The sequence below is a fragment of the Streptomyces sp. NPDC087422 genome (assembly GCF_044744145.1).
Classification (GTDB): Bacteria; Actinomycetota; Actinomycetes; order Streptomycetales; family Streptomycetaceae; genus Actinacidiphila.
Window position 1 is genome coordinate 677,316 of record NZ_JBIUXT010000001.1, and the last position, 23,344, is coordinate 700,659.

At 72.3% G+C, this 23,344-nt stretch carries 24 protein-coding genes; 14 read left to right on the top strand and 10 right to left on the bottom strand.

Annotation, left to right across the window (positions count from 1 at the left end):
- The first annotated feature begins 78 nt into the window (after window positions 1–78).
- The 3 genes from ACIO6U_RS03195 to ACIO6U_RS03205 all read left to right on the top strand — a co-directional run bounded on the left by ACIO6U_RS03195 (window position 79) and on the right by ACIO6U_RS03205 (window position 2,110).
- Entirely contained in the window at window positions 79–462 is a 384-nt protein-coding gene (locus ACIO6U_RS03195; RefSeq protein ID WP_401715833.1) for an SRPBCC family protein, read from the top strand.
- An 86-nt stretch (window positions 463–548) separates the two neighbouring features.
- Window positions 549–1,109, top strand: coding sequence for a hypothetical protein (locus ACIO6U_RS03200; protein WP_355345368.1), 561 nt, complete (start codon window positions 549–551; stop codon window positions 1,107–1,109).
- A gap of 53 nt (window positions 1,110–1,162) precedes the next feature.
- Entirely contained in the window at window positions 1,163–2,110 is a 948-nt protein-coding gene (locus ACIO6U_RS03205; RefSeq protein WP_401715206.1) for a helix-turn-helix transcriptional regulator, read from the top strand.
- Here ACIO6U_RS03205 and ACIO6U_RS03210 read toward each other — a convergent pair.
- Entirely contained in the window at window positions 2,061–3,515 is a 1,455-nt protein-coding gene (locus ACIO6U_RS03210; RefSeq protein ID WP_391116493.1) for a DHA2 family efflux MFS transporter permease subunit, read from the bottom strand. The genes ACIO6U_RS03205 and ACIO6U_RS03210 overlap by 50 nt on opposite strands.
- Before the next feature lie 573 nt (window positions 3,516–4,088).
- Between ACIO6U_RS03210 and ACIO6U_RS03215 the strand changes: the two genes are divergently transcribed.
- The 4 genes from ACIO6U_RS03215 (at window position 4,089) to ACIO6U_RS03230 (ending at window position 8,184) form a co-directional block, all read left to right on the top strand.
- Entirely contained in the window at window positions 4,089–4,739 is a 651-nt protein-coding gene (locus tag ACIO6U_RS03215) for a class I SAM-dependent methyltransferase (protein ID WP_401715208.1), read from the top strand.
- A gap of 227 nt (window positions 4,740–4,966) precedes the next feature.
- On the top strand, window positions 4,967–5,950 hold the full coding sequence (locus tag ACIO6U_RS03220) for an N-acetylmuramoyl-L-alanine amidase (RefSeq protein WP_355345388.1): 984 nt from the start codon (window positions 4,967–4,969) through the stop codon (window positions 5,948–5,950).
- A gap of 138 nt (window positions 5,951–6,088) precedes the next feature.
- Complete coding sequence (locus tag ACIO6U_RS03225) at window positions 6,089–6,928, top strand: hypothetical protein (RefSeq protein ID WP_355345391.1); 840 nt, start codon at window positions 6,089–6,091, stop codon at window positions 6,926–6,928.
- Between the two features lie 245 nt (window positions 6,929–7,173).
- Window positions 7,174–8,184, top strand: coding sequence for an LLM class F420-dependent oxidoreductase (locus ACIO6U_RS03230; RefSeq protein ID WP_355345394.1), 1,011 nt, complete (start codon window positions 7,174–7,176; stop codon window positions 8,182–8,184).
- Between the two features lie 184 nt (window positions 8,185–8,368).
- Here the strand turns inward: ACIO6U_RS03230 and ACIO6U_RS03235 are convergent, their stop codons facing one another.
- On the bottom strand, window positions 8,369–8,923 hold the full coding sequence (locus ACIO6U_RS03235) for a hypothetical protein (protein ID WP_401304220.1): 555 nt from the start codon (window positions 8,921–8,923) through the stop codon (window positions 8,369–8,371).
- A gap of 184 nt (window positions 8,924–9,107) precedes the next feature.
- Here ACIO6U_RS03235 and ACIO6U_RS03240 point away from each other — a divergent pair, with 184 nt between their 5' ends.
- Complete coding sequence (locus ACIO6U_RS03240; RefSeq protein ID WP_188285062.1) at window positions 9,108–9,395, top strand: hypothetical protein; 288 nt, start codon at window positions 9,108–9,110, stop codon at window positions 9,393–9,395.
- A gap of 15 nt (window positions 9,396–9,410) precedes the next feature.
- Here the strand turns inward: ACIO6U_RS03240 and ACIO6U_RS03245 are convergent, their stop codons facing one another.
- From ACIO6U_RS03245 to ACIO6U_RS03255, 3 genes are read right to left on the bottom strand one after another with little or no spacing between them, the layout of a single operon-like run.
- Window positions 9,411–10,517, bottom strand: a complete 1,107-nt coding sequence (locus ACIO6U_RS03245) for a prenyltransferase (protein ID WP_355345400.1) — start codon at window positions 10,515–10,517, stop codon at window positions 9,411–9,413.
- The gene (locus tag ACIO6U_RS03250) at window positions 10,514–11,296 is read right to left on the bottom strand and encodes a class I SAM-dependent methyltransferase (RefSeq protein WP_355345403.1); all 783 of its coding nucleotides are present in this window, start codon (window positions 11,294–11,296) and stop codon (window positions 10,514–10,516) included. Before ACIO6U_RS03250 ends, ACIO6U_RS03245 begins: the two co-directional genes overlap by 4 nt.
- Window positions 11,296–12,795 (bottom strand): glycosyltransferase family 4 protein, encoded by a 1,500-nt coding sequence (locus ACIO6U_RS03255; protein ID WP_401715212.1) that lies wholly within the window; start codon window positions 12,793–12,795, stop codon window positions 11,296–11,298. Before ACIO6U_RS03255 ends, ACIO6U_RS03250 begins: the two co-directional genes overlap by 1 nt.
- Before the next feature lie 276 nt (window positions 12,796–13,071).
- Here ACIO6U_RS03255 and ACIO6U_RS03260 point away from each other — a divergent pair, with 276 nt between their 5' ends.
- From ACIO6U_RS03260 to ACIO6U_RS03270, 3 genes are all read left to right on the top strand, one after another.
- The gene (locus ACIO6U_RS03260; protein ID WP_188285065.1) at window positions 13,072–13,722 is read left to right on the top strand and encodes a TetR family transcriptional regulator; all 651 of its coding nucleotides are present in this window, start codon (window positions 13,072–13,074) and stop codon (window positions 13,720–13,722) included.
- 394 nt (window positions 13,723–14,116) lie between these two features.
- Entirely contained in the window at window positions 14,117–14,971 is an 855-nt protein-coding gene (locus ACIO6U_RS03265) for a helix-turn-helix transcriptional regulator (RefSeq protein ID WP_188285066.1), read from the top strand.
- Between the two features lie 11 nt (window positions 14,972–14,982).
- Window positions 14,983–15,168: a DUF397 domain-containing protein gene (locus ACIO6U_RS03270; protein ID WP_188285067.1), complete on the top strand. Its 186-nt coding sequence runs from the start codon at window positions 14,983–14,985 to the stop codon at window positions 15,166–15,168.
- A gap of 138 nt (window positions 15,169–15,306) precedes the next feature.
- Here ACIO6U_RS03270 and ACIO6U_RS03275 read toward each other — a convergent pair whose 3' ends face one another.
- Together ACIO6U_RS03275 and ACIO6U_RS03280 are read right to left on the bottom strand one after the other, a co-directional pair.
- Window positions 15,307–15,543 carry a ferredoxin gene (locus ACIO6U_RS03275; RefSeq protein WP_355345411.1) on the bottom strand — a complete coding sequence of 79 codons (237 nt, stop codon included), beginning with the start codon at window positions 15,541–15,543 and terminating at the stop codon, window positions 15,307–15,309.
- Window positions 15,543–17,072, bottom strand: a complete 1,530-nt coding sequence (locus ACIO6U_RS03280) for an aldehyde dehydrogenase (protein WP_355345414.1) — start codon at window positions 17,070–17,072, stop codon at window positions 15,543–15,545. Before ACIO6U_RS03280 ends, ACIO6U_RS03275 begins: the two co-directional genes overlap by 1 nt.
- Window positions 17,073–17,204: 132 nt before the next feature.
- Between ACIO6U_RS03280 and ACIO6U_RS03285 the strand changes: the two genes are divergently transcribed.
- Both ACIO6U_RS03285 and ACIO6U_RS03290 read left to right on the top strand, forming a co-directional pair.
- Window positions 17,205–18,245, top strand: coding sequence for an MBL fold metallo-hydrolase (locus ACIO6U_RS03285; protein ID WP_401715215.1), 1,041 nt, complete (start codon window positions 17,205–17,207; stop codon window positions 18,243–18,245).
- A gap of 29 nt (window positions 18,246–18,274) precedes the next feature.
- Window positions 18,275–18,550, top strand: coding sequence for a hypothetical protein (locus ACIO6U_RS03290; protein ID WP_391047311.1), 276 nt, complete (start codon window positions 18,275–18,277; stop codon window positions 18,548–18,550).
- A 30-nt stretch (window positions 18,551–18,580) separates the two neighbouring features.
- Here ACIO6U_RS03290 and ACIO6U_RS03295 read toward each other — a convergent pair whose 3' ends face one another.
- Window positions 18,581–19,750 (bottom strand): steroid 3-ketoacyl-CoA thiolase, encoded by a 1,170-nt coding sequence (locus ACIO6U_RS03295; protein ID WP_355345423.1) that lies wholly within the window; start codon window positions 19,748–19,750, stop codon window positions 18,581–18,583.
- 222 nt (window positions 19,751–19,972) lie between these two features.
- Between ACIO6U_RS03295 and ACIO6U_RS03300 the strand changes: the two genes are divergently transcribed.
- Window positions 19,973–21,220 (top strand): cytochrome P450, encoded by a 1,248-nt coding sequence (locus tag ACIO6U_RS03300; protein ID WP_391116527.1) that lies wholly within the window; start codon window positions 19,973–19,975, stop codon window positions 21,218–21,220.
- Between the two features lie 100 nt (window positions 21,221–21,320).
- On the opposite strand, the gene ACIO6U_RS03305 is transcribed toward ACIO6U_RS03300, so the two are convergent.
- Both ACIO6U_RS03305 and ACIO6U_RS03310 read right to left on the bottom strand, forming a co-directional pair.
- Entirely contained in the window at window positions 21,321–22,385 is a 1,065-nt protein-coding gene (locus tag ACIO6U_RS03305) for a hypothetical protein (protein ID WP_401715218.1), read from the bottom strand.
- Window positions 22,386–22,484: 99 nt separating this feature from the next.
- Complete coding sequence (locus tag ACIO6U_RS03310; protein ID WP_355345432.1) at window positions 22,485–23,237, bottom strand: hypothetical protein; 753 nt, start codon at window positions 23,235–23,237, stop codon at window positions 22,485–22,487.
- Between the last annotated feature and the right edge of the window lie 107 nt (window positions 23,238–23,344).

Consider the following 23,344-nt stretch of genomic DNA (forward strand, 5'->3'; position numbering starts at 1 on the left):
GACGGCTCAGGCAGGGACGGCGCAGGCAGGGACGGCTCAAGCAGGAAGGACGCAGGCAGGGAATCCCGGCACCTCGGCATCCGTATCGACCGTCCCGTCAAGGACGTCTACGACTACGCCTCGGACCCGGCGAATCTGCCGGAGTGGGCGCACGGGCTGGGCGGCTCGATCGAGGAGATCGACGGTCAATGGGTCGCGCGATCCGCCCCCTTGGGGCGGGTGACCGTCGCCTTCTCGCCCGCCAACGAGTGGGGCGTGCTCGACCACGACGTCACGTTGCCCTCCGGGCAGACCGTCTCCAACCCGGTCCGGGTGGTCGCGGACGGCCCGGCCAGCGAGGTCGTCTTCACGCTTCGGCGACAGCCGGAGACGAGCGACGACGACTTCCGGCGCGACGCCGAGTCCGTCACCGCCGACCTGGCCCGGCTCAAGAGCCTGCTCGAAGCGGCCGGACGGCCGTAAGGCGCCCCCGCGGGTGTCAGTGCCGTGCGATAGACAACTCCTCACAGACTCCGGCGGTAGCGGGAACGAGCGATGAGGGGGCCACCATGGCGGTCGAGGACGCGGCGGCGGATACGGAGGCCGGGCTGGCCGGGCGTACCGAGGTGGTCGGCGGGATCGAATCGCTGGTCCTCGACGGCCGCCGCCTCTGGTTCGGCTTCGACTTCACCTCCGACCAGGTGCTCTCCCCGCTGATCGACGACGCGGGAGCCATGGCGCGGTTCGCCGCGCGGCACATGCGGCAGCGCACCGGCGCCCACGACGAGGCGTACTGGGCGGAGCTGGTCGCGTCCGCCGTCGACAGCTCGGACCTGGTGTGGCGCGACGAACAGCGCGCCTTCACCACGAGCGCGTTGGAGGCCGGGGACGCGGGCCCGGCGGCCGGACACCTGCTGTACCTGCTCGACGCGGCCACCGAATGGGACGGCCACGCCCCCGCGGACCTCCCAGCAGCCGGCCTCCCGGCCGATGTCCCCGCCGACCTCCCCGCCGACGCGGAAGAGGCCGAACAGACACTGCGCGCCCACCACGCCGTGGGCAACTGGTCCCTGCTCTTCGCCCCCTACATCCGCGGCCTCCCGCACAAGACGTCCGCCCGCGGGCGGTAGCCAGGGACAGGTTCTCCCTGGCTAAAAGGGCGGCGGGCTCGGAGGATGGGAGGGTGATCGACAGGACAGGGCTGGCCGACTTCCTCCGCCGGAGGCGGGAGGCGCTGCGGCCCGCGGACGTCGGCCTGGCCGAGGGGGTGCGGCGGCGGACGCCGGGGCTGCGGCGCGAGGAGGTGGCGCAGCTGGCGGGGGTGTCGACGGATCACTACACGCGGCTGGAGCAGGCGCGCGGCTCGGCGCCGTCCGAGTCCGTCGTGGCGGCGCTCGCGCGTGCGCTGCGCTGCGACCCGGACGAGCGGGACCACCTGTTCCACCTCGTCGGGCTGTCGGCGCCACCGCGCCTGGCCGGGAACCGGATCCGTCCGGGGCTGATCAGCCTCGCGAGCCGTCTGGTGGACGTGCCGGTGTGCATCTACACCGACCTCGGCGAGGTGGTGTGGACGAACGCGCTCCAGGACGCGCTCACCGGCCGCGACATCACGGGCCCCGGCCGCGAGAACAACATCTTCTGGCAGTGGTTCACCGATCCGGCCTGGCGCGCGCGGGTGCCGGAGGAGGACTGGCCGCGGATGTCGGCGGCGCACGTCGGTGATCTCCGCTCGACGTACTCCCGCCGCGCCGGGCACCGGGGCCTCGCCGACCTGGTGCGGGATCTGCTCGACAGCAGCGCCGAATTCCGCGCGCTGTGGGAGCGGCACGAGGTCGCGGTGCGCCGCGCGGACCGCAAGAACGTGCTGCACCCGCGGGTCGGGCTGGTCCGGCTGCGCTGCGAGGTGCTGCTCACACCCGAGGACGACGTACGGATGCTGGCGTCGTTCCCCGTCGAGGGCACCGACGCCGCGGAGAAGCTCGCGCTGCTCCGCGACGACGCGACGGCGGCCCCGACCACAGGCCCGGCTACGGCTACGGCCACAGGCGCGGCTACGGCCACAGGCCCGGCTACGACACCTGCTACGACACCGGAACGATCTTCGGAGTCGGCTTCGGCAACAGCGCCGTGAGCGCGGTGCCCACGACCAGGAAGGCCGCGCTGATCAGGAAGGCCAGGGAGTAACCCGAGGTCAGCGCGCGGGCCGCCGACGCTCCCGCGTGACCGCGGGAGGAGATACGGCTGGCGGCGGCGGTCGCGAGGATCGTGAGCCCGAGTGCCCCGCCGAGCTGGCGGGAGGTGTTGAGGAGGCCGGAGACGAGCCCCTGTTCGCTCATGCCGACACCGGAGGTGGCCGCCGCCGCGATGGGGGTCATCATCAGGCCCGCGCCGAACATGGTGAGGACGCCGGGCCCGAGGATCGAGGTGAGGAAGGCCCCGTCCACGGTGAGCCGGCTCTGCCAGGCCAAACCCGCCGCCGAGATGAGCCCGCCCGCCGCGCCGACGATCCGGCTGTCCACGTAACTCATCAGCCGGGGCGCCAGCTTGGAGCCGACGATGATGCTGACGGTGTGCGGCAGGAAGGACAGACCGGCCCGCACCGGGCTGTAGTGCAGCACATTCTGCATGTACAGCGACAGGAAGTACCAGGTGGCGAAGGTCGCGGCCCCGGCCGCGAGCAGGACGGTGTTGGCCGCGGACACCGAACGGATACGGAACAGGCGCAACGGCATCAGCGGCTGGGCGGTCCTGGCCTCGACGGCGACGAAGCCGCCGAGCAGGACGGCGCCCCCGATGATCGGCAGCAGCGCGGTGGCGGACGTCCAGCCGTGCGACTCGCTCTCGGCGATGCCGTACGCGAGGGCGGCGACACCGCCGGTGACCAGGACGGCGCCGGGTACGTCGAGACGGCGGCTCGTACCGCCGCGGCTCTCGGTGAGCCACAGCGCCGCGCCGACGATCACCAGCGCGCCGATCGGCACGTTGACCAGCAGCACCCAGCGCCACGACAGGTAGTCGGTCAGCAGGCCGCCGACCAGGCCGCCCGCCGCGCCGCCGCCCGCGCCGACCGCCGTCCAGGTGCCGATCGCCCTCGTCCGCTCGGGGCCCTCGGGGAAGGACGTGGTGAGGATGGCGAGCGTGGTGGGCGCCAGTACGGCGGCGCCGATGCCCTGGAGGGTGCGGGCGGCGATCAGCAGCCCCGAGGACTGCGCGAGGCCGCCCGCGAGGCTCGCGGCCGTGAACAGGCCGAGGCCGACGAGGAAGACGCGCTTGCGGCCGAAGAGGTCGGCGGCCCGGCCGCCGAGCATCAGCAGGCCGGCGAAGGTGATCGCGTACGCGTTCACCACCCACTGCTGACCGGCCTGGCTCAGCGCCAGGTCCGTACGCATCGACGGCAGCGCCACGTTCACGACGGACACGTCGAGCACCACGAGGAACTGGCCCGCGCACACCGCGACCAGCACCGCCCATGCGGGCGGCGCCGGGCGCCCGGTACGGCGGGGGGTTCGTTCGCGCTGTCCGAGGAGATCGCTCATGGGGACCATGCTGCCGTCCCGACTGTCACGAAAGCATCGGGATTTTGGCCTACGTCCACCCCCGCCGGGGCCTAGGACATCGTCCGGGGGGCACGTGCTTCGGGACCGGTCGCGGGACAGGTGGGTTTGGCTGTACGCATGAACCATCAGCCTTCCGCCGGCCCGGCCCGTTTCCGTCCGCTCGTCCGTGCCGTGCTGTTCGCGGCCGTGGCCGCCGTCCTCGTATCGTGCGGCGACGGCGGCGCGGGCGGCTCCGGCCGCTCCGACGGCGCGGGCCGTGCCGTACCGGCGTCCCGCACACCGACGACCGCCACGACATCCCCGAGTCCCACGACCGCCAGCCCGTCGCCCGCCCCGACGCTGCCCGTGCCGTCGGACGGCACGGACACGGAGCTGTGCAGGGACGGGCGCTGCGAGGTCCGGATGACCGAGGGCGACACGATTCCGGTGCCCGCGCGGTCCGGCCTCGGGCGCCGACGCATAAGGCCCCGGCCCGGCCCCCATCCCGGCACCCCATCCCCGCGCCCCGGCCCAGGTCCCGGCCCGCGTCCCGGCGGAAATAAGGTGAACCCCATGACGGATGTGGTGGCGGCGTTCGAGGCCGCGAAGGGGTTCATGCCACGGGACGAGGGCCTGGCCCTGTACGCGGCGGCGAAGGAGGCCGCGGCCGGACTCGGGCTGCCGCTGCTGGAGGTGGGCACGTACTGCGGGCGGTCGACGATCCTGCTGGCGGACGCGGCCCGGGGGGCGGGCACGGTGGCGGTGACCGTCGACCACCACCGGGGCAGCGAGGAGCAGCAGCGGGGCTGGGGCAACGGCGAGTACCACGACCCGGAACTGGTGGTGGAGGAGGCGACGGGGCTGATGGACACGCTCCCGGCCTTCCGCAGGACGCTGTACGAGGCGGGCCTCGAAGAGCACGTGATCGCGGTGGTCGGGAGGTCACCGCAGGTCGCCAGGGTGTGGCGGCAGCCGCTCGGGCTGGTGTTCATCGACGGTGGGCACACCGACGAGCACGCGGGCGGCGACTACGAGGGGTGGGGACCGCTGGTCGCCGAGGGCGGGCTGCTGGTGATCCACGACGTGTTCGCGGACCCGGCCGACGGAGGGCAGGCGCCGTACCGGGTGTACCGGCGCGCGCTGGACTCCGGCGCCTTCGCCGAGGTCTCGGCGACGGGGTCACTGCATGTGCTGCGCAGGCTGCCGGGCCCGTTCGAACCGTAGCCCGCGCGGCTTACGGCCGGGTAGCCGCACGAACCGCGGCCCGTTCACCACCGCGCCCCGCACGAACCGCGGCCCCTTCCCGCCGCGCCCCGCACAACCCGCGCGGCTTACGGCCGAGCGGCCCACGCCACCCGTCGCCGTCACGACCACCTCGCCCTCCGTAGCTCCCCGGCCGCGCCGCGCGACCGCCCTTCAGGGATGTCCGCGAGGCCGATAGAGTCGCTGGCGTGTTCAGGAACGAGTCGTACGGGGGCGGCAAGCGCCGCTCTCTGATCATCGCCGTCGCCGTGGTCGTACCGGCGTGCCTGGCAGGCGGTCTGGTGTACCACGCGGTGGGCGATTCCGGGGGCTCGGAGCAGGACAGCGCGGTACGGGCCGCGCCGACGTCCTCGCCGTCGGCCTCACCGACCTCGGCGGGTACCGGCGACGACGGCCAGAAGGGCTCGGCGCCCCAGGCGGACCTGGCGGGCACGGCCCCGACCGCGCAGGCGACGGCCTCCCCCCGACCGCTCAACACCGCAGGCGCGATGAGGCCGTTGGCGGGAAAGGTCGTCGTCCTCGACCCCGGCCACAATCTCAACAACGCCAAGCACACGGCGGAGATCAACAAACTGGTGAACATCGGCACCGCCCGCAAGGAGTGCGACACCACGGGGACGGAGACCAACTCCGGTTACGCGGAGGCGACGTACACCCTGGACGTCGCGCACCGGGTGCGGGCGATCCTGCTGGCGCGCGGCGCGCAGGTGAAGCTGACGTACGACGGCGACCGGGCGTTCGGCCCGTGCGTGGACGAGCGGGCCCGGATCGGGAACGCGGCGCACGCGGACGCGGCCCTGTCGATCCACGCGGACGGCGCGCCCGCGTCGGCGTCCGGCTTTCATGTGATCGCGCCCACGTCGGTGCACGTGGGCATCGCGGACACCCGTAAGATCGCGGCGCCCTCGTATCTGCTGGCCACGACGCTGCGTTCGCGTTTCGCCGCGGCGACCGGCGAGCACTTCGCCGACTACCTCGGCGGCGGTACGGGGATGACGGTCCGCGACGACCTCGGCGGGCTCAACCTGTCCACCGTTCCGAAGGTGTTCATCGAGTGCGGGAACATGCGCAACGCTCATGACGCCAAGTCGTTGACGGACTCCGCGTGGCGGCAGCACGCTGCCCAGGGGATCGCCGACGGCCTCACCGCCTTCCTCGAAGGGAAGAGGTGACAGGGCTGTAGCAGTCCGGTATGGATCGTGCACCAATGGTCATACCTGGCTGTCCGGACATGATCACACCCGTACGATGGGGCACCGCCCGATTGAGTACGGCCGAGTTAACCGAACTGACAAAGGACAGGACCTGACGTGAACATCCGCTCCCTGACCCGAGGAGACGGCGCGGTGATCGGAGCAGCGGTGCTGCTGCTGATCGCCTCGTTCCTGCCGTTCTTCAGCTTCAAGTCGCCGTTCAACGGCGCGGAAAGTTCGCGGAACCTGTGGCACTCGGACTACTTCCCGATCCTGCCTTCGGTGACGCTGGCCGCGCTGATCGCCGCCGCCGCGGTGGTGCTGGCGCGTACCGGTCCGCTCGTCGGGCGGCAGATCCTGGGGCTCTCCCTTGAGCAGTGGGCTGTCGCGATCTCGCTGTTCGTGGGCTGGACCGCTCTGTGGGCGACGCTGTTCGACAACCCGGACGGCGTCGACAAGGGCGCGGGCAACTGGCTGACGCTGCTGTTCGGCGTCGTCATCGCGGTGGCGGCCCCGCTGTCCAACCGTCTTCCCGCGCTGAAGGCCCCGCTGCTCGGCGCCCCGCGGCCCGCGGCCCAGCCGTACGGTGTCGGCCCCGGCCAGCAGCCGTACGCGGCGGGTCCGCCGCAGGCCGGTTACGGCTACCCGGGCGGCGCGCAGTCCGTCGAGACGCCGTACGGTCAGCCGCAGCAGGCCCAGCAGCCGTACGGTGCGCAGCAGTCGGCGCCGCAGCCGGCCGCCGCGCAGGGTCCGTCGTCGGACTTCACCGCTTTCTGGTTCGCGGTGCCGGTCCCGCGCCCGTTGTTCGCGGAGGACAACCCGGGCGCGCAGATCGCCGAACTGACGCCGGGTACCTGGTACTTGGCCGTGGACCAGCGCGGCTCCGCGCTGATCGCGCAGACCCAGGACGGGCGGCGCGGTGTGCTCCAGGACAGCAGCGGCATCCAGCGCGGCTGATCGTTTCTCCTTCCGGTACGCGACAGCGGCCGGTCCCGCTCCGGGCCTCCGGACGCCGGGACCGGCCGCTGTTCTTTTCCGCCCGCCCGCCTGCCCGCCCCCCCAGCCCGTCACCCGGCCCCCAGCCGCCCGCTGCCTGTGTACGGCCCCGCGCCCGGCCGCCGGTCTTCCGGCCCGCGGCGGGCGCGCGTACCCTCCCACTATTCCTGACGCACCGTCAGATCACTTGCCCCCAGGAGGCGTTCATGCGGCTCGGACTCGCGCTCGGTTACTGGGGCCGCGGCCCGGACCCCGGCCATGTGGGGCTGGCACAGGAGGCGGAACGGCTGGGCTACGACTCGGTGTGGACCGCGGAGGCGTGGGGCTCGGACGCCTTCACCCCGCTCACCTGGATCGCCGCGCACACCAGCCGGATCAGGCTGGGCACGGGTATCGCGCAGATGGCGGCCCGCTCCCCCGCCGCCACCGCGATGCAGGCGCTCACCCTCGACCACCTCTCCGGCGGGCGGATGCTGCTCGGCCTCGGCCTGTCGGGACCGCAGGTGGTGGAGGGCTGGTACGGCCGCCCGTTCCCGAGCAGCCCGCTGACCGCGACCCGCGAGTACGTGGACGTGATCCGCCAGGTGCTGCGCCGCGAGGCGCCGGTACGGCTGGACGGCCGTTTCCACGCGCTGCCGTACGCCGGTCCCGACGGCACCGGGCTCGGCCGCCCGCTGAAGCCCATCACCCACCCGCTGCGCGCCGCCCTGCCGGTGCTGCTGGGCGCCGAAGGTCCCAGGAACATCGCCCAGACGGTACGGATCGCCGACGGCTGGCTGCCGCTGTACTGGTCGCCGTTCCGTACCGACGCCTACGACGCGCCACTCGGCGAGGCGTCGAAGGACTTCATGGTCGCCCCGCTGGTCCGCGCGCAGGTCTGCGCGGACCCGGCCGACGGGCTGCTCCCGGTCAAGGCGATGCTCGGCTTCTACATCGGCGGCATGGGCGCGCGCGGCCGTAATTTCCACGCCGAGCTGATGGGCCGGATGGGGTACGAGGAGGAGGCCGGGCGGATTCAGCGGCTCTTCGCCGAGGGCCGCCGCGAGGAGGCGGTGCACGCCGTGCCGGACGCCTTCGCCGACGAGATCTCGCTGGTCGGGCCGCGTGAACGGATCGCCGACCGGCTCGCGGCCTGGCGGTCGGGCCCGGTCACCGACCTGCTGGTGACCGCGCCCGACCGGGAGACGCTGCGGGTGCTGGCGGAGCTGAACGCCTAGCGGGCGGCCCGGCGGAGGGCTCCGAGCGCGTCAGCCGACGATGTCCTGAGCCGCCGCCGCCCTCAGCCGACGATGTCCTGAGCCGCCGCCGCCCTCAGCCGACGATGTCCTGAGTCGCCGCCGCCCTCAGCCGCCGCCCTGAGCCGCCCCTGCCCCGAGCCGCCGCCCTCAGCCGCCCCTGCCCTCAGCCGCCGATGTCCTTGAGCGACGGCACGTTGTCGGTGACGTCCGCCCCCGCGCTCTTGCCCGCTTCCTTGACCTTGTTGATCACGTCGTCGAAGCTGTTCGCCGCCTGGTCGGCGGAGTCGCCCTTGCGGAGCTTGGCCGGCAGGTCCTTGAGCGCGTCGATGCCCGCCGTCAGCGGTGCCACCGCCTTGCTCAGCGTGGGGTCGGCCTTGGCGTTCCCGGCCGCCGCCTTCAGCCTGTTGTAGGCGAAGGTGCCCGCGAGACCGGCCTTGACCAGCGCGAAGGTCCGGCCGCTCGCGCCCTTCTTGAACTTGCCCGCCTTGTACGGCTTCACGATCCACTGGTACGTGGCCCCGGCCGCGAGGCCCGCGTTGGCGACGAAGCGCGTCTTGGCCAGCTTCTGCTTCTCGACGGTGCTGGTCGGCGACGCGCTCGGGTCCGAACTGCCGGTCGACATGGAGTCCGTGGACTTGCCGCAGGCGGTCGCCGTGAAGAAGGTGACGGCGAGCAGGAGCGCGACGATCGTCCGGCGCAACGGGATGCGTGTCGGCACGGGGACCTCCGGGGTGGCATACGGGCTACGGGTGCGGGGCGTGCGTGATCTTTGGCAGCATCACCCGGCCCCGGTCCGCCCGCCACTCGGGAGTTCTGGCCAGATCCTCACGCTTCGCGAGGGCGCGCCGTCACCGCGGAATCGAAAGGAGTTTCAATCGCCGGAGCCGGGCAATGCGGTTGTCATGGCCAGACGGTATGGCGGTAACCCCGCCGCGGCGATCATCCTCATCGTCGCAGACATCGCTGCACTGATCCTGATCCTGTGGATCTTCTTCTTCGTGTTCGACGCCAACCGGGCGAACGACCTGGTCAACTGGGTCCATCACTCGGCGAATTGGCTCGCGGGCTGGTCGAAGGACCTGTTCACGGTGGACAACGCCAAGTGGCGCACCGTGCTCAACTACGGTCTGCCCGCAGCCGTCTACCTGCTGGTCGCGCACGCGGTGGCAGGCCGGGTCAACCGCGCCTGACGTACGGCACGCGTCTCAGCAGCAGCCCGTCCTGCCGGACGCCTCGGGTTCCAGCCCGACCGGCAGCCGTTCCCCGCTGAATACGGCGGTGGTCGCCTCGTCCCCCCCGAGCGCGGCCACCGCCAGCAGCACGGCGGCGGCGGTCCACGCGGTGCGCTCCACCGGCCAGACGGCGTCGTCGTCGTAGACGTACCCCGTCCAGTACAGGCCGTCGTCCGCGCGCAGGTGCCGCATGTCGGCCAGCAACTGTACGGCGCGGTCGGACTCGCCCACCGCCCAGAGCGCCAGGGCCAGTTCGGCGGTCTCGCCGCCGGTCACCCACGGGTTGGGCACCACGCAGCGGACGCCGAGGCCCGGCACCACGAAGCGGGACCAGCCCTCCTCGATCCGCTCCAGCGCGCGCGGCCCGCGCAGCGCGCCGGACAGCACCGGGTAGTACCAGTCCATGGAGTAGCGGCTCTTGTCCAGGAACCGCTCCGGGTGGCTGCGGATCGCGTGCCCCAGCGCGCCGGTCGCCAACTCCCAGTCCGGCTGCGGCTCTTCGCGGTGCTCGGCGATGGCCAGCGCGCAGCGCAGCGCCTGGTGGATCGATGAACTCCCGGTCAGCAGCGCGTCGGTGACGACTCCCCCGCCGTGCTCGGCCGCCTCCCGCTTCCAGCCGATCTGGCCGCCGGGCTGCTGGAGCCCCAGCACGAACTCCACCGCCGCGTAGACCGTCGGCCACAGCCGGTCCACGAACGCGTCGTCCCCGGTGGACAGATAGTGGTGCCACACGCCGACGGCCACGTACGCGCAGAAGTTGGACTCCTGGCCGCGGTCGGTCGGCCGCTGCGGGTCGCCGTCCTGGTAGGCGGCGTACCAGGACCCGTCCTCGTTCTGGTGCCTGGCCAGCCAGTCGTACGCGGCCCGCGCGCGCTCGTGCTCGCCCGCCGCGTCCAGCGCCATCGCCGCCTCGACGTGGTCCCAGGGGTCGAGGTGGTGGCCGCGGAACCAGGGGATCGCGCCGTCCTCGCGCTGGACCGCCGCGACGGCGTCCACCGTCTCCGCGGCCTGCTCGGCGGTGAGCACACCGGGCAGCGCCAGCCGCTCCGTGCGGTCCGGCCTCCGGCTGGGATACGTCACTTGGCGGCGCCCGGGGCGGCTGTGACGTCGGTGTCGTCCGCGGACGGCGAGACGGCGTCCACCGGCAGGTGCGGCTTGGTCGCGTAGGCCACGAAGCTCTTGCCGATCAGCGGGTTGAGCGCCTGTTCGGCGACCCTTGTGGCCAGCGGTTTCTTCATGATGTCCCAGACCAGCAGCTTGTGGTACAGCTTCACCGGCAGCGCCTTGTCGTTGTCCACGCCGACCGCGCACTTGATCCACCAGTACGGCGCGTGCAGCCCGTGCGCGTGGTGCGTGCCGTACGGGCGCAGGCCCGCCTCCCGCATCCTGCCGAGCAGTTCGTCGGCCTTGTAGATGCGGATGTGGCCGCCCTCGACCTCGTGGTAGGCGTCCGACAGCGCCCAGCAGACCTTCTCCGGGCCGTAGCGCGGCACCGTGACCGCGATCCGGCCGCCGGGGCGCAGCACCCGCACCATCTCGGCGAGGACGCCCTTGTCGTCGGGGATGTGCTCCATCACCTCGGAGATGATGACGACGTCGAAGCTCTCGTCGGGGAAGGGGAGTTGGAGGGCGTCGCCCTCCATCGCCACCGCCGACGCGCCCTCCGGCGCCTCGCCCTCCTCCTTCATCGCCGCGAACCAGCGGGCGACTTCGCGGATCTCCTCGCCGTTCCTGTCCAGCGCCACCACGTGCGCTCCGCGCCGGTAGCACTCGAAGGCGTGGCGCCCGGCCCCGCATCCGAGGTCCAGCACGCGGTCGCCTGCGGCGAGCGGGAAACGGGTGAAGTCGACGGTCAGCATCAGCGGTTGCTCCCTACCGGGCCGGACTCGGTCTCGGGGGGCACGTCCCCCATACGTTCACCTTGCGCGAGGGCGCGCCCTTCAGGGGCGCGGGGCACCGCGCGCTCGGCCGATGCGGCGCCGCGGCTCACCGACCGCCCCAGCGGGGCGGACGCGGTCGGTTCCGCGACCACCGGCCCGGTGGCGGCTTGCTCGCGCCCACGCGGCGGCAGCCGCACATCGGACACAGGCCCGCGAGCCCGCGGGGCGGAGGCGATCGCTTCGCGGTACAGGGCCACCGTCGCCTCGGCGGCCCGCTCCCACGTGAAGTGGGCCAGGACGCGGGCGCGGCCGGCGGCGGCGAGCCGCTTGCGAAGGCCGGCGTCGTCGAGGACACGTTCAAGCCCAGCGGCAAGCGCACCGGCGTCGCCCGGGGGCACGGCGAGGCAGGTCTCGCCGTCGGGCCCTGCGACCTCGGGGATGGCGCCGCCGGTGGTGGCGACCAGCGCGGTGCCGGTGGCCATCGCCTCGGCGGCGGGCAGGGAGAAGCCCTCGTAGAGCGACGGCACGCAGGCGACCTCGGCGCCGCGCAGCAGGTCGACCAGCTCGGCGTCGCTGATGCCCTTGACGAATTCGACGGCGTCCGCGAGGCCGAAGTCGGCGATGGCCTCGGCCACGGGCCCCTTCTCCGGCCGTTTGCCGACGACGACGAGATGGGCGTACGGCCGCTGCGCCCGCACCTTGGCGAGCGCCTCGATCAGGAAGACCAGGCCCTTGAGAGGCACGTCGGCGCTCGATGTGGTGACGATCCGGCCGGGCACCTCGGCCACGGAGGGGTCGGGCGAGAAGAGCCGGGCGTCGGCGCCGATCGGGACGGCGCGGATGCGGTCCGGCCGTACGCCCAGGTCCTCGATGATCTCGTCGCGCGAGGAACCGGACACGGTCACCACGGACGGCAGGCGGCGGGCCACCCGCTTCTGCATCTGCGTGAAGCCGTACCAGCGGCGTACCGACAGCCGTCGCTTCCAGCCCTGCGCCGCGGCCAGGTCCAGGCGGCGGTCCACGGTGATGGGGTGGTGGATCGTGGTGACCAGCGGCAGGCCGAGGCCGAGCAGCCCGTAGCCGAGCGTCTGATTGTCGTGGACGACGTCGAACTCGGCGCGGCGGGCGGCGAGATGGCGCCGGGCACGCAGGCTGAAAGTGAGCGGTTCAGGGAAGCCGCCGGTCCACATGGTGGCGACCTCGAGGGCGTCGACCCAGTCGCGGTACTCGCCGCGCTTGGGGGTGCGGAACGGGTCCGGCTGCCGGTACAGGTCGAGGCTGGGCAGCTCGGTGAGGGTGACGCCCTCGCCGACCGCGTCCAGCACGGGGTAGGGCTGCGCGCCGATCACCTCGACGCTGTGGCCGAGCGCGGCCAGCTCGCGGGACAGGTGCCGGACGTACACGCCCTGGCCGCCGCAGAAGGGATTTCCCTTGTAGCTGAGCAGGGCAATCCGCAGCGGCCTGGCCTGTGAGGTCACTCCGGCCCCCTTCTCGGTCGCGATTGAGCCGGAGCGTAACCGCTGTCGCGCTAATCTAGAACAAGTTTCAGACTTGATGGTACAGAAAGCCAGTCCACCGGCCGCCGGACGGTCGGATCACGCCGCCGGGGGCGGGGCCCGGTGCGGGCCGAGGGTGACTCGCACCACGTCACCCGCCCTGCCATCATGCACGCAGCGCGGGACACCGGCGGCACGGGCCGACCGGCCCGCGGACCGGCACGCAAACGGGTACGGGAACGGCACGGGATGGGACACATGAGCACTGACTCCAAGCCGTCCAGCCCGCCGCTCCCGCGCGTACCGTCGCACTCCCCCGCGCCGCACTCGCCGCCGCTGACGGAGCGGCAGGAGGCCCGGCGCCGCCGCATCCTGCACACCAGCGCGCAGCTCGCCTGCCGGGGCGGTTTCGACGCCGTGCAGATGCGGGAGGTCGCCGAGACCTCGGGCGTCGCGCTCGGCACGCTCTACCGCTACTTCCCCTCCAAAATCCATCTGCTGGTCGCGACCATGCAGGACCAGCTCGGGCAGTTGCACGGGACGCTGCGCAAGCGGCCCCCGGTGGCGGCCGAGCCGGCCGACCGGGTCGCGGAGACCTTGATGCGGGCCTTCCGCGCGATGCAGCGCGAGCCGCATCTGGCCGACGCGATGGTGCGCGCCCTCACCTTCGCCGACCGTTCGGTCAGCGCCGAGGTCGACACCGTCTCGCGGCTGACCACGGCGATCATCCTGGACGCGATGGGCCTGGACGCGCCCCCCACGGCGGAGCAGCTCTCGGCCGTCCGGGTCATCGAGCACACCTGGCACTCCGCGCTGGTCACCTGGCTCTCCGGCCGGGCCTCGATCGCCCAGGTGAAGATCGACATCCAGACGGTCTGCCGTCTGATCGACCTGACGTCCCCCGAGTAGCGCCCGCGCGGGCGCGGCCCGGCGCGCTCCCGGCCGAGGGTCACGGGCGAAGATCACGGCCAAGGGTCACGGGCGAAGATCGCGGGTGAAGATCACGACCGTGTCCGGCCGCCACCGCCCGGCGACCGGGGCCCCACGACCCCTTCACGGGAACTTCACCGGGCCCTCGCCGACCCGTCGCCCGTCGTACCGTCGGAGCGGGATCGCCGGTAACCGGATACCCGGTCAACACACTTACACCTCAAGGGAGTTGACTGTCCGCGTGCGCGTAAGCGCGCGCAGCATATGGGGCAATAATGCCCCACTGCAACCTTGTCTCCGAAATTTCCAGAAACGATCTGGACCCCGCGTGAGCGGAACGGCAGACTCGGAACCACCATTCAGAAGGGACACCATGCCGCTCAGAAGCACCGCAACCGCCCGCCAGGAGCGCCTCGGTGCGGAGCTACGGAAAATGCGGGAAGCCGCAGCGATCACCGCGCGGGACACCGCGCGGCTGCTCGGCACCGACCCGGCGAAGGTGAGCCACATCGAGGCCGGGCGGCTCGGCGTGAGCGAGGAGCGGTTACGCAGACTCGCGGCGTTCTACGAGTGCGGCGACACCGCGCTGATCGACGCGCTCGTGGTCATGGCCAACAGCCAGGGCCGCAAGGGCTGGTGGGAGACCTACCGCGGCGTCGTACCGGCCGGGCTGCTGGACATCGCCGAGCTCGAACACCACGCCACCCGGCTCCGTACCATCCAGATCACCCACATTCCGGGTGTGTTCCAGACCGAGGACTACACCCGTACGGTCTTCGGCTACGCCATCCCGCCGTTGCCGGACAACGAGCTGGAGGCGCGGGTGGCCCAGCGCATGGAGCGTTCGGGAGTGCTCTACCGGGAGACGGCGCCGCCGTACGAGGCGCTGATCCACGAGGCCGCGCTGCGTATGCGGTTCGGCGGCGGGAAGGTGGCGCGCGCCCAGCTCGAACACATCCAGGAGCTGAGCCATCTGCCGCACATCAGCGTGCGGGTGATCCCCTTCGCGGTGGACGGTCACATAGGTTCCGGCCACGCGATGCTCTACGCGAGCGGTCCGGTACGGCCGCTCGACACCGTTCAGATCGACTCCGCACACGGCATCAGCTTTCTGCACGCGGCACCGCATCTGTCCAATTACCGCGTGCTCTACAACACTCTCGCGGAGGTTGCGCTGGATCAGTCCCGGTCACGGGACTTCATCCGCGACATCTCCCAAGACCTCTGAAAGGCCCGCCGATGATCGCGCCCGCGCCGCTCGTTTGGCAGAAGTCCACGTACTCGCAGGAACAGGGCGAGTGCGTCGAGCTGGCCGAGGACGGCGGCGCGGTCCTGCTCCGCGAGAGCGACGACCCAGGGGTCGTGCTGTGTACGACGCCGACCGCGCTGGCCCGCTTTCTGCGGGCCATCAAACGCGGCGGGTGAGGCGGGGACGGCCCCGGGCCCCCGCGCCCGGTCCGGCCCAGTCCGGACCGGCCCGGCCCGGCCCGGCCCGCAAGGGTGACGACGGGTAGCCCGGCCGGGTGATTCCGGCCGGGCGGGCTGTTCACACCGTCCGTCCGGTCACTCCTCCGGCGGGAAGACCGGCTCTCCCGACCCCTGCACGGTCAGGGTGATGGCCTCCACCGGGCAGCTCTCGGCCGCCGCGAGGAGGCCCTCCGAGGCGTCCGCCTCCGCCTCCACCGCGCGGGACTGGCGGGGCACGCCGCCCAGCACGAAGGCGCCGGGGGCGCCGATCGCGCACAGTCCCGAGCCGATGCAGACGGAGCGGTCCACGTCCACGTGCCAGCGGTCGCCCATCAGTCGGTGCCGCCCGCCGTGCCCGCTGCCCCGGCGGCCTCCCGCGCCGGGGCGGCCGGGTAGTCGGCCGGGAGGTGGATCATCTTGTGCTCCAGGTACTCGCTGAACCCCTCGGGCCCGAACTCCCGCCCGAGACCTGAGTCCTTGTAGCCGCCGAAGGGGCCGAGCATGTCGAGGCTGAAGGTGTTGACGGAGTACGTGCCGGTACGCACCTGGCGCGCGATGTCGATGCCGTGCTCGGTGTCGGAGGTCCACACGCTGCCGGACAGGCCGTAGTCGGAGTCGTTGGCGATGCGTACGGCGTCGGCCTCGTCGTCGTACGGCAGCAGGCAGATCACCGGGCCGAAGATCTCCTCGCGGGCGATCCGCATCCCCGGCGCGACATCGCCGAACAGCGTCGGCTCGACGTACCAGCCGGTGTCCAGGCCGCTCGGCCGGCCGCCGCCGGTCAGCACCTTGGCGCCCTCGCGCTGGCCGATCGCGATGTAGTCCAAGGAGCGCTGCCGCTGGCGTTCCGCGACCAGCGGGCCGACCTCGGTGGCCGGGTCCAGCGGGTCGCCGACCACCAGCGCGGAGGCCGCCGCCGCCAGCCGCTCGGCGATCTCGTCGTAGTGGGTACGGGGGGCCAGGACGCGGGTCTGGGCCACGCACGCCTGGCCGTTGTTCATCCACGCGTTGGGCACGATCCCCGCGACGGCCGCCGTCAGGTCCGCGTCCGGCAGGATCACGGCCGCCGACTTGCCGCCCAACTCCAGTGTCACGCGCGTGAGATGGCGCGCGGCCACCTCCATCACCCGCTTGCCCGCCGCGACCGAGCCGGTGAACGACACCTTGTCCACGCCGGGGTGGCCGACCAGGTACTCGCTGACCTCGCGTCCGGCGGGCACGATGTTCAGCACCCCGTCCGGCAGCCCGGCCTCCCGCGCGATCTCCGCCAGCAGATACGCGTCGAGCGGCGACTCCGGCGACGGCTTGAGCACCGCCGTGCACCCGGCGAGCAGCGCGGGCCCGAGCTTCGCCGCCGCCGTGAACTGCGGTACGTTCCACGGCACCACGGCCGCGACGACGCCGACCGGCTCGCGCCGTACCAGGATCGGCCCGAGCGCTCCGGCCCGCCGCTCCTCGTAACGGAAGTCGCGCGCCACGGTGATCGCGGCGTCCCAGACCATCATCGCGCCGAGCGCCTGGGCCAGGACGCTCCAGGAGACCGGGGAGCCGTTCTCCCGGCTGATCAGCCGGGCTATCTCCTCGTGCCTGACCAGGACGGCGTCCTTGATCCGGCCGACGACCTCGATCCGTTCCGCCAACGTCGAGCGGGGCCAGGGCCCTTCGTCGAACGCGGTGCGGGCCGCCGCCACCGCCCGGTCCACATCCGCCCGCGACGCGTGCGGCACCCGTCCGAACACCCGCTCCGTGTGCGGCGACACGACCTCGATCGTCCCCCCGTCCCCCGCCGGATCGACGAACGCCCCTCCGATGAACAGCTTTCCGTGCTCGATGAAGTCGGAACCAGGACCGGGATCGTTCATCGCTGTCGCCTCCGCCGCTCTCGCTGTCTCCGCTCGAACCATTTCTGACGCTCAGTCAGAACTGATACCAGTTCTCGTTATAGTGGGCAATGGACGCGGCACGCCCGGCGGCGGCCGGAGAGGAGCCATCCCATGGCGGACCACGGCACGGCTGGCCGGCGGCAGGAGCGGGGTCGGGTGGTCGACCACGGCGGCGGGGTGTGGAGCGTGCCGGTGCCGATTCCCGACAACCCGCTCGGGTACACGCTGGTGCACCTGCTCGACACCGACGACGGGCCGGTGCTGGTGGACAGCGGGTGGGACCATCCGGACTCGTTCGCGGCGCTGGAGCGCGGGCTGCGGGAGGCGGGCACGTCGGTGGGTGACGTCCTGGGGGTGCTGGTGACGCACCACCATCCGGACCACCACGGGCTGAGCGCGCGGGTGCGGGAGGCGTCGGGGGCGTGGATCGCGATGCACGCGGCCGACATCGACGTGGTGCGGCGCACGCGGGAGGCCGAGCCGGGTGTGTGGGTGGAGTACCTGCTGGCGCGGCTGGCGGCGGCGGGCGCGCCCGAGGAGCACCTGGCGCCGCTGCGCGAGTACGGCGGGCAGGCGCTGCCGGGACGGCCGCCCGCGCTGCCGGACCGCGAGATCGTCCCCGGCGAGCCGCTGCCGCTGGCGGGCCGCCGGCTGCGCGCGGTGTGGACGCCAGGACACACGCCGGGGCACGTCTGCCTGTATCTGGAGGAGAGCCGCCGGCTGTTCTCCGGTGACCACCTCCTGCCGGAGATCTCGCCGCACATCGGCCTGTACGAGGACCCGGACGCCGTCGTCGAGACCGACCCGCTCGGCGACTACCTCGACTCGCTCGAACGCATCGCCCGCCTGGCCCCCGCCCAGGTGCTCCCGGCGCACCAGTACGCCTTCGCGGGCGCGGCCGGCCGGGTCGGCGAACTCCTGGAGCACCACGCCGCGCGCCTGGCCGAGCTCCTCGCCCTCATCACCCCCGGCCCCCGCACCCCCTGGCAGCTCGCCGAGGCGCTGCCCTGGAACCGTCCCTGGTCGCGCATCCCCGCGTCCTCGCGGACCATCGCCGTCTCCGAGACCGAGGCGCATCTGCGGCGGCTGACCAAGGCGGGGCGCGCCGAGCCCGTGCCGGGGTCCGACCCGGTGACGTACCGGGCCGTATAGCGCGGCACCGGGACGTTAGGGTGTTCCTCATGCTCCTGCGCCGCCGCGCCACCACCGTGGCCACCGTCGCCGTCCTGGCACTGGCCGCCCTGACGGCGGCGCCGTCCGCCGTCGCCGCGTCGCCCGACACGCGGTCGCGCGTGACGGCGGCGAGCGCGACGGCCTCGCCCAGCCCGACCGGCGACACGAAGAAGGACGGCGGATCGGCGGGCACCAGTACGTGGCTGATCGTCAGCATCTTCTTCGTCGCGAGCGTCGGCGTGGGCTTCCTGCTCAGCGGCCGCAAGGGCCGCAGGCAGCGCTGACTCCCGCGCGGGGCTCGTCCGGGCGGTGCTTCACAGCCGCTGGATGATCGTGCCCGTGGCGAGCGCGCCGCCCGCGCACATCGTGATCAGGGCGAACTCCTTGTCGGCGCGCTCCAGTTCGTGCAGCGCGGTGGTGATCAGCCGGGCGCCGGTGGCGCCGACGGGGTGGCCGAGCGCGATGGCGCCGCCGTTGACGTTGACCTTTTCGAGGTCCTGGTCGAAGACCTGGGCCCAGGACAGGACGACGGAGGCGAAGGCTTCGTTGATCTCGACGACGTCGATGTCCCGCAGCGTCATCCCGGCCTTGCCGAGGACGGCGCGAGTGGCGTCGACGGGTCCGTCGAGGTGGAAGTGCGGGTCGGAGCCGACCAGGGCCTGGGCGACGATCCGGGCGCGGGGGCGCAGGTGCAGGGCGCGGGCCATCTTCTTGGAGGCCCACATCACGGCGGAGGCGCCGTCGGAGATCTGCGAGGAGTTCCCCGCGGTGTGGACGGCGGTGGGCATGACGGGCTTGAGCCCGGCGAGCCCGTCCATGGTGGTGTCGCGCGGGCCCTGGTCGCGGTCGACCAGCCGCCACATGCCGAGCCCGGCGTGCTGCTCGTCCTCGGTGGTGGGCACCTGGACGGCGAAGGTCTCGCGCTTGAAGCGCTCCTCGGCCCAGGCGCGGGCGGCGCGTTCCTGCGAGATGAGGCCGAGCCGGTCGACGTGCTCGCGGGTGAGTCCGCGGCGGCGGGCGATCCGTTCGGCGGCCTCGAACTGGTTGGGCAGGTCGACGTTCCACTCGTCGGGGAACGGCTTGCCGGGCCCGTGCTTGGAACCGCTGCCCAGCGGCACCCGCGACATGGCCTCGACTCCGCAGCCGATGCCGATGTCGATGACGCCCGCGGCGACCATGTTGGCCACCATGTGGTTGGCCTGCTGCGAGGACCCGCACTGGCAGTCGACGGTGGTCGCGGCGGTCTCGTAGGGCAGGCCGACGGCGAGCCAGGCGTTGCGCGCGGGGTTCATGGACTGTTCCCCGGCGTGGGTGACGGTGCCGCCGACGATCTGCTCGACGGCGTCGGCCTGGATGCCGGTGCGGCCGAGCAGTTCGCGGTAGGTCTCGCCGAGCAGATAGGCGGGGTGGAGGTTGGCGAGCGCGCCGCCGCGCTTGCCGATCGGGGTGCGTACGGCTTCGACGATGACGGGTTCAGCGGCCATGAAGCTCGTCCTCTTCTCAACTAAACTAGTACGCGTTCTAGTTCTTCCCGCAGTCTTATTACCCGCGGTACGGCGCGCGCAAGAGTCGCGCACGGCCCACGTCGTTCCCGTACGCGATCCACACGCCCGCGGCCCTTGCGACTTGTGGAACTCGTTACTACCTTCGGTCATATATCTGATGGACCGTCAGACAACTTATGACACGTCAGACCTGGAGTGCCGATGCCCTGTCCCGCGCTTCCCGAAGGCTTCGACTTCACCGATCCGGACGTCTACCAGGACCGCGTCCCCCTCCCGGAACTGGCCGAACTCCGGCGGACCGCCCCGGTGTGGTGGAACGCCCAGCCGCACAACACCGCGGGTTTCGGAGACGACGGCTACTGGGTGGTGACCCGGCACGCGGACGTCAAGGCGGTGTCGACCAACCCGGAGGTCTTCTCCTCGTACACCAACACCGCGATCATCCGCTTCAACGACCGGATCAGCCGCGACCAGATCGACGTGCAGCGCTTCATCATGCTCAACATGGACCCGCCCGAGCACACCCGGCTGCGGCAGATCGTCCAGCGCGGCTTCACCCCGCGGGCGATACGGGCCCTGGAGGACGCGCTGCGGGCCCGCGCCCAGCGGATCGTGACCGGCGCGGCGGAGGCGGGCCGGGGGAACTTCGTCACCGACGTCGCGTGCGAACTCCCGCTCCAGGCCATCGCCGAACTCATCGGCGTGCCGCAGGACGACCGGCTCAAGCTCTTCGACTGGTCGAACAAGATGGCCGCGTACGACGACCCGGAACTCGCCATCACCGAGGAGATCGGCGCCGAGTCGGCGATGGAGCTGATCTCCTACGCGATGAACATGGCCGCCGCCCGCAAGCAGTGCCCGGCCGCCGACATCGTCAGCAAACTCGTCGCCGCGTCCGACGAAGGCAGCCTGACCTCCGACGAGTTCGGCTTCTTCGTGCTCGTGCTGACCGTCGCGGGCAACGAGACGACGCGCAACGCCATCACCCACGGCATGCACGCGTTCCTGACCCACCCCGAGCAGTGGGAGCTGTTCAAGGAGCGGCGCCCGGACACGACATCGGACGAGATCGTCCGCTGGGCGACCCCGATCGTGTCCTTCCAGCGCACCGCCACCCGGGACACCGAACTCGGCGGCGCGAAGATCAAGGCGGGCGACCGGGTGGGGATGTTCTACTCCTCCGCCAACAACGACCCAGAAGTCTTCGACGACCCGGGCACGTTCGACATCCTGCGCGATCCCAACCCGCACCTCGGGTACGGCGGCGGGGGCCCGCACTACTGCCTCGGCGCGAATCTCGCCAAGCTGGAGATCAACCTGATGTTCAACGCCATCGCCGACAATCTGCCGGACATCCGGCTGCTCGGCGACCCGCGGCGGCTGCGCTCGGCGTGGATCAACGGGGTCAAGGAACTGCGAGTCGACTACGGGGGCCCTCACCGTAGGTGAGAGCCCCCGTCCGTCCGCTGTCGTCAGCCGTCGGCCGCGCGCCTGCGCCCGCGCGCGGTCCGGTCCGGCTCCGGCTCCGGCTCCGGCTCCGGCTCCGGCGTCAGATGCCGGTCGTCAGCAACTGCCGTGTCATGTCGCGGTACTTGGTGAGCGCGATCCGCAACTCCTCGGTCCCGGTGCCGTCGCTTCCGTCGTCACCGTGCCACGACCCGCGCAGCGCGGTGCGCCGCTCCTCCAGCAACCGGGTCAGCCGCGCCGCGGCCTCGTCCAGTACGGCGTCCGCCTCGCGCACGGCGCGCTTCGGGTCGTCCACGAAGCCGCCGACCGCGCGGTCCATCCGCCGGCTCAGCCGGTCCACTTCCTCGGCCCCGCCGTCGGCCGCACCGGACGTGCTGTCCGTCGCGGTCGTGGACGTGTCCGTGTGCGCGGACGTGTCCGTACGTGCGGACTCAGGCGTGGAGGTGTCCGTACGTATGGACGCGGGCGTGGACGTGTCCGTACGCGTGGCCGTGGTCTCCGTCTCGGAGGCGGTGCCGGGCTTGGTGGCGAACGCCGAGGTCCCGGTGCCGGGACCGGACGTGCGCTCGGCCTCCGGCTCGGTCGCGGTGGTCCCGGTCGTCGACTCGGCGGGCGTACGCGGCGCCGGTACGGACGTGCTCGCGCTGGTACCCGTACCCGTGCCGGTCGTCGCCCGCCCGGTGTCGGACCCGGAGGTCCCGGCAGCCTCAGCGGTCTCGGCGGCCTCAGCGGTCTCGGAGGACTTGGAGGCCCCCGAGGTCCAACGGGCCGACGTGCCCGAGCCGGTGGAGGAAGCCGCTTCGGGCTCCTTCTCCCGCTGTTCGGAGAACTCGGACCTGTCCAGTCTGCCGGGCCGGTCGGTCCCGGACGACGCCTTGGAGGCGGCCCGGCTCCCGGTGCCGGTCTCGGCCTTGTCGGCCTCGGACTCGGACCCGGTCCCAGTGCCGGTCCCGCTCCCGGTCCCGTACGTGGTCGTCCGGGTCTTGCCGGACCCGATCCTGTCCGTGCCGTTGCGCTCCGTGCCGGTCCGGTCCGCGCTGCTGCGGTCCGTGCCGTTCCTGTCGGTGCCGGCCGCGGCCTTCTCCGCCTCGGTCTTCTCGGCCTCGGCCCGGTCGGTACCGGTCTTCTCGGTGTCGCGGTCACTCATCGCTTCATCTCCCTGTCCGTGGTCCTGCTGAGCCGACTCGTCCGGCCGGCGCAGGGTGGTGCACCCCGCTTGGGGGGTCGAGCGGCGCCCAGCCGAACGTCACAGACGTTCGTCCGCGTCGTCGTGCTCCCGCCGCCCGCCGCTAAGGGCCGCGAACCGGCCGCCGAGCGCACCGCGCCGACCGCCCGCCTTCGCGTCCTCGTCGGCCGCGGCGTCGTGCTCCACGACGGGCTCGTCGGCCTCGTCCGCCCGCTCCGTGGTGTTCTTCGTTCCGCGCGCGCTCTCGGTCATCAGCTCGTCGAAGAGCCCTCGCGCGCCCAGCAGCGCCTTGCGCAGGTCTTCCGTGGACTGCCGCTTCTGCGGCGCCGCGGAACCGGGGGCCCCTACGGAGTCGACCAGCGTGTGGGCCTGGCGGTAACCGTGCACCGCGTGCGGGTGGTGGACGGACAGCGCGTCGAAGTGCTCCGGCTCCCGCGCGGCCGGGAAGCCCCGGTCGGCGGCGATCTCGCCGATCAGCGCGTCGGCCTGGCCGACCGCCGCGACGGGCTCGTCCACGAACCGCGCCTGGAGCGCGGTCCAAGCGGCGGTGTACCGCTCCCGCTCCTGCTCGGAGACGGGTCGCAGTTCGAGGTCGCCGTGGCGCTTGACCCGCTCGGCGAGTTCCGCCCGGGTGGCCTTCACATCGCCGTCGTGCCGTTCGAGCACGCGGTCGTACTCGGGTCCGAAGCGATGCTTCAGCCGCGCTCCCGAACCCACACCTCCCGTACCGTCGCCCCTCATCACCAGGGTCGCGATCAGCGCCAGGACAATCAGCGCCACTACGACGATGGCTACAGTCGCTCCGGTGGACATGGCGTGCCTCCCGTTCCTACGGGTCGTCAGACAGTGACGTTCTCTCCCTGCTCGGCTTGCCACTGCCAGGCACCGCAAACGGACGGCTTCAGGACGACGGGCTCGAA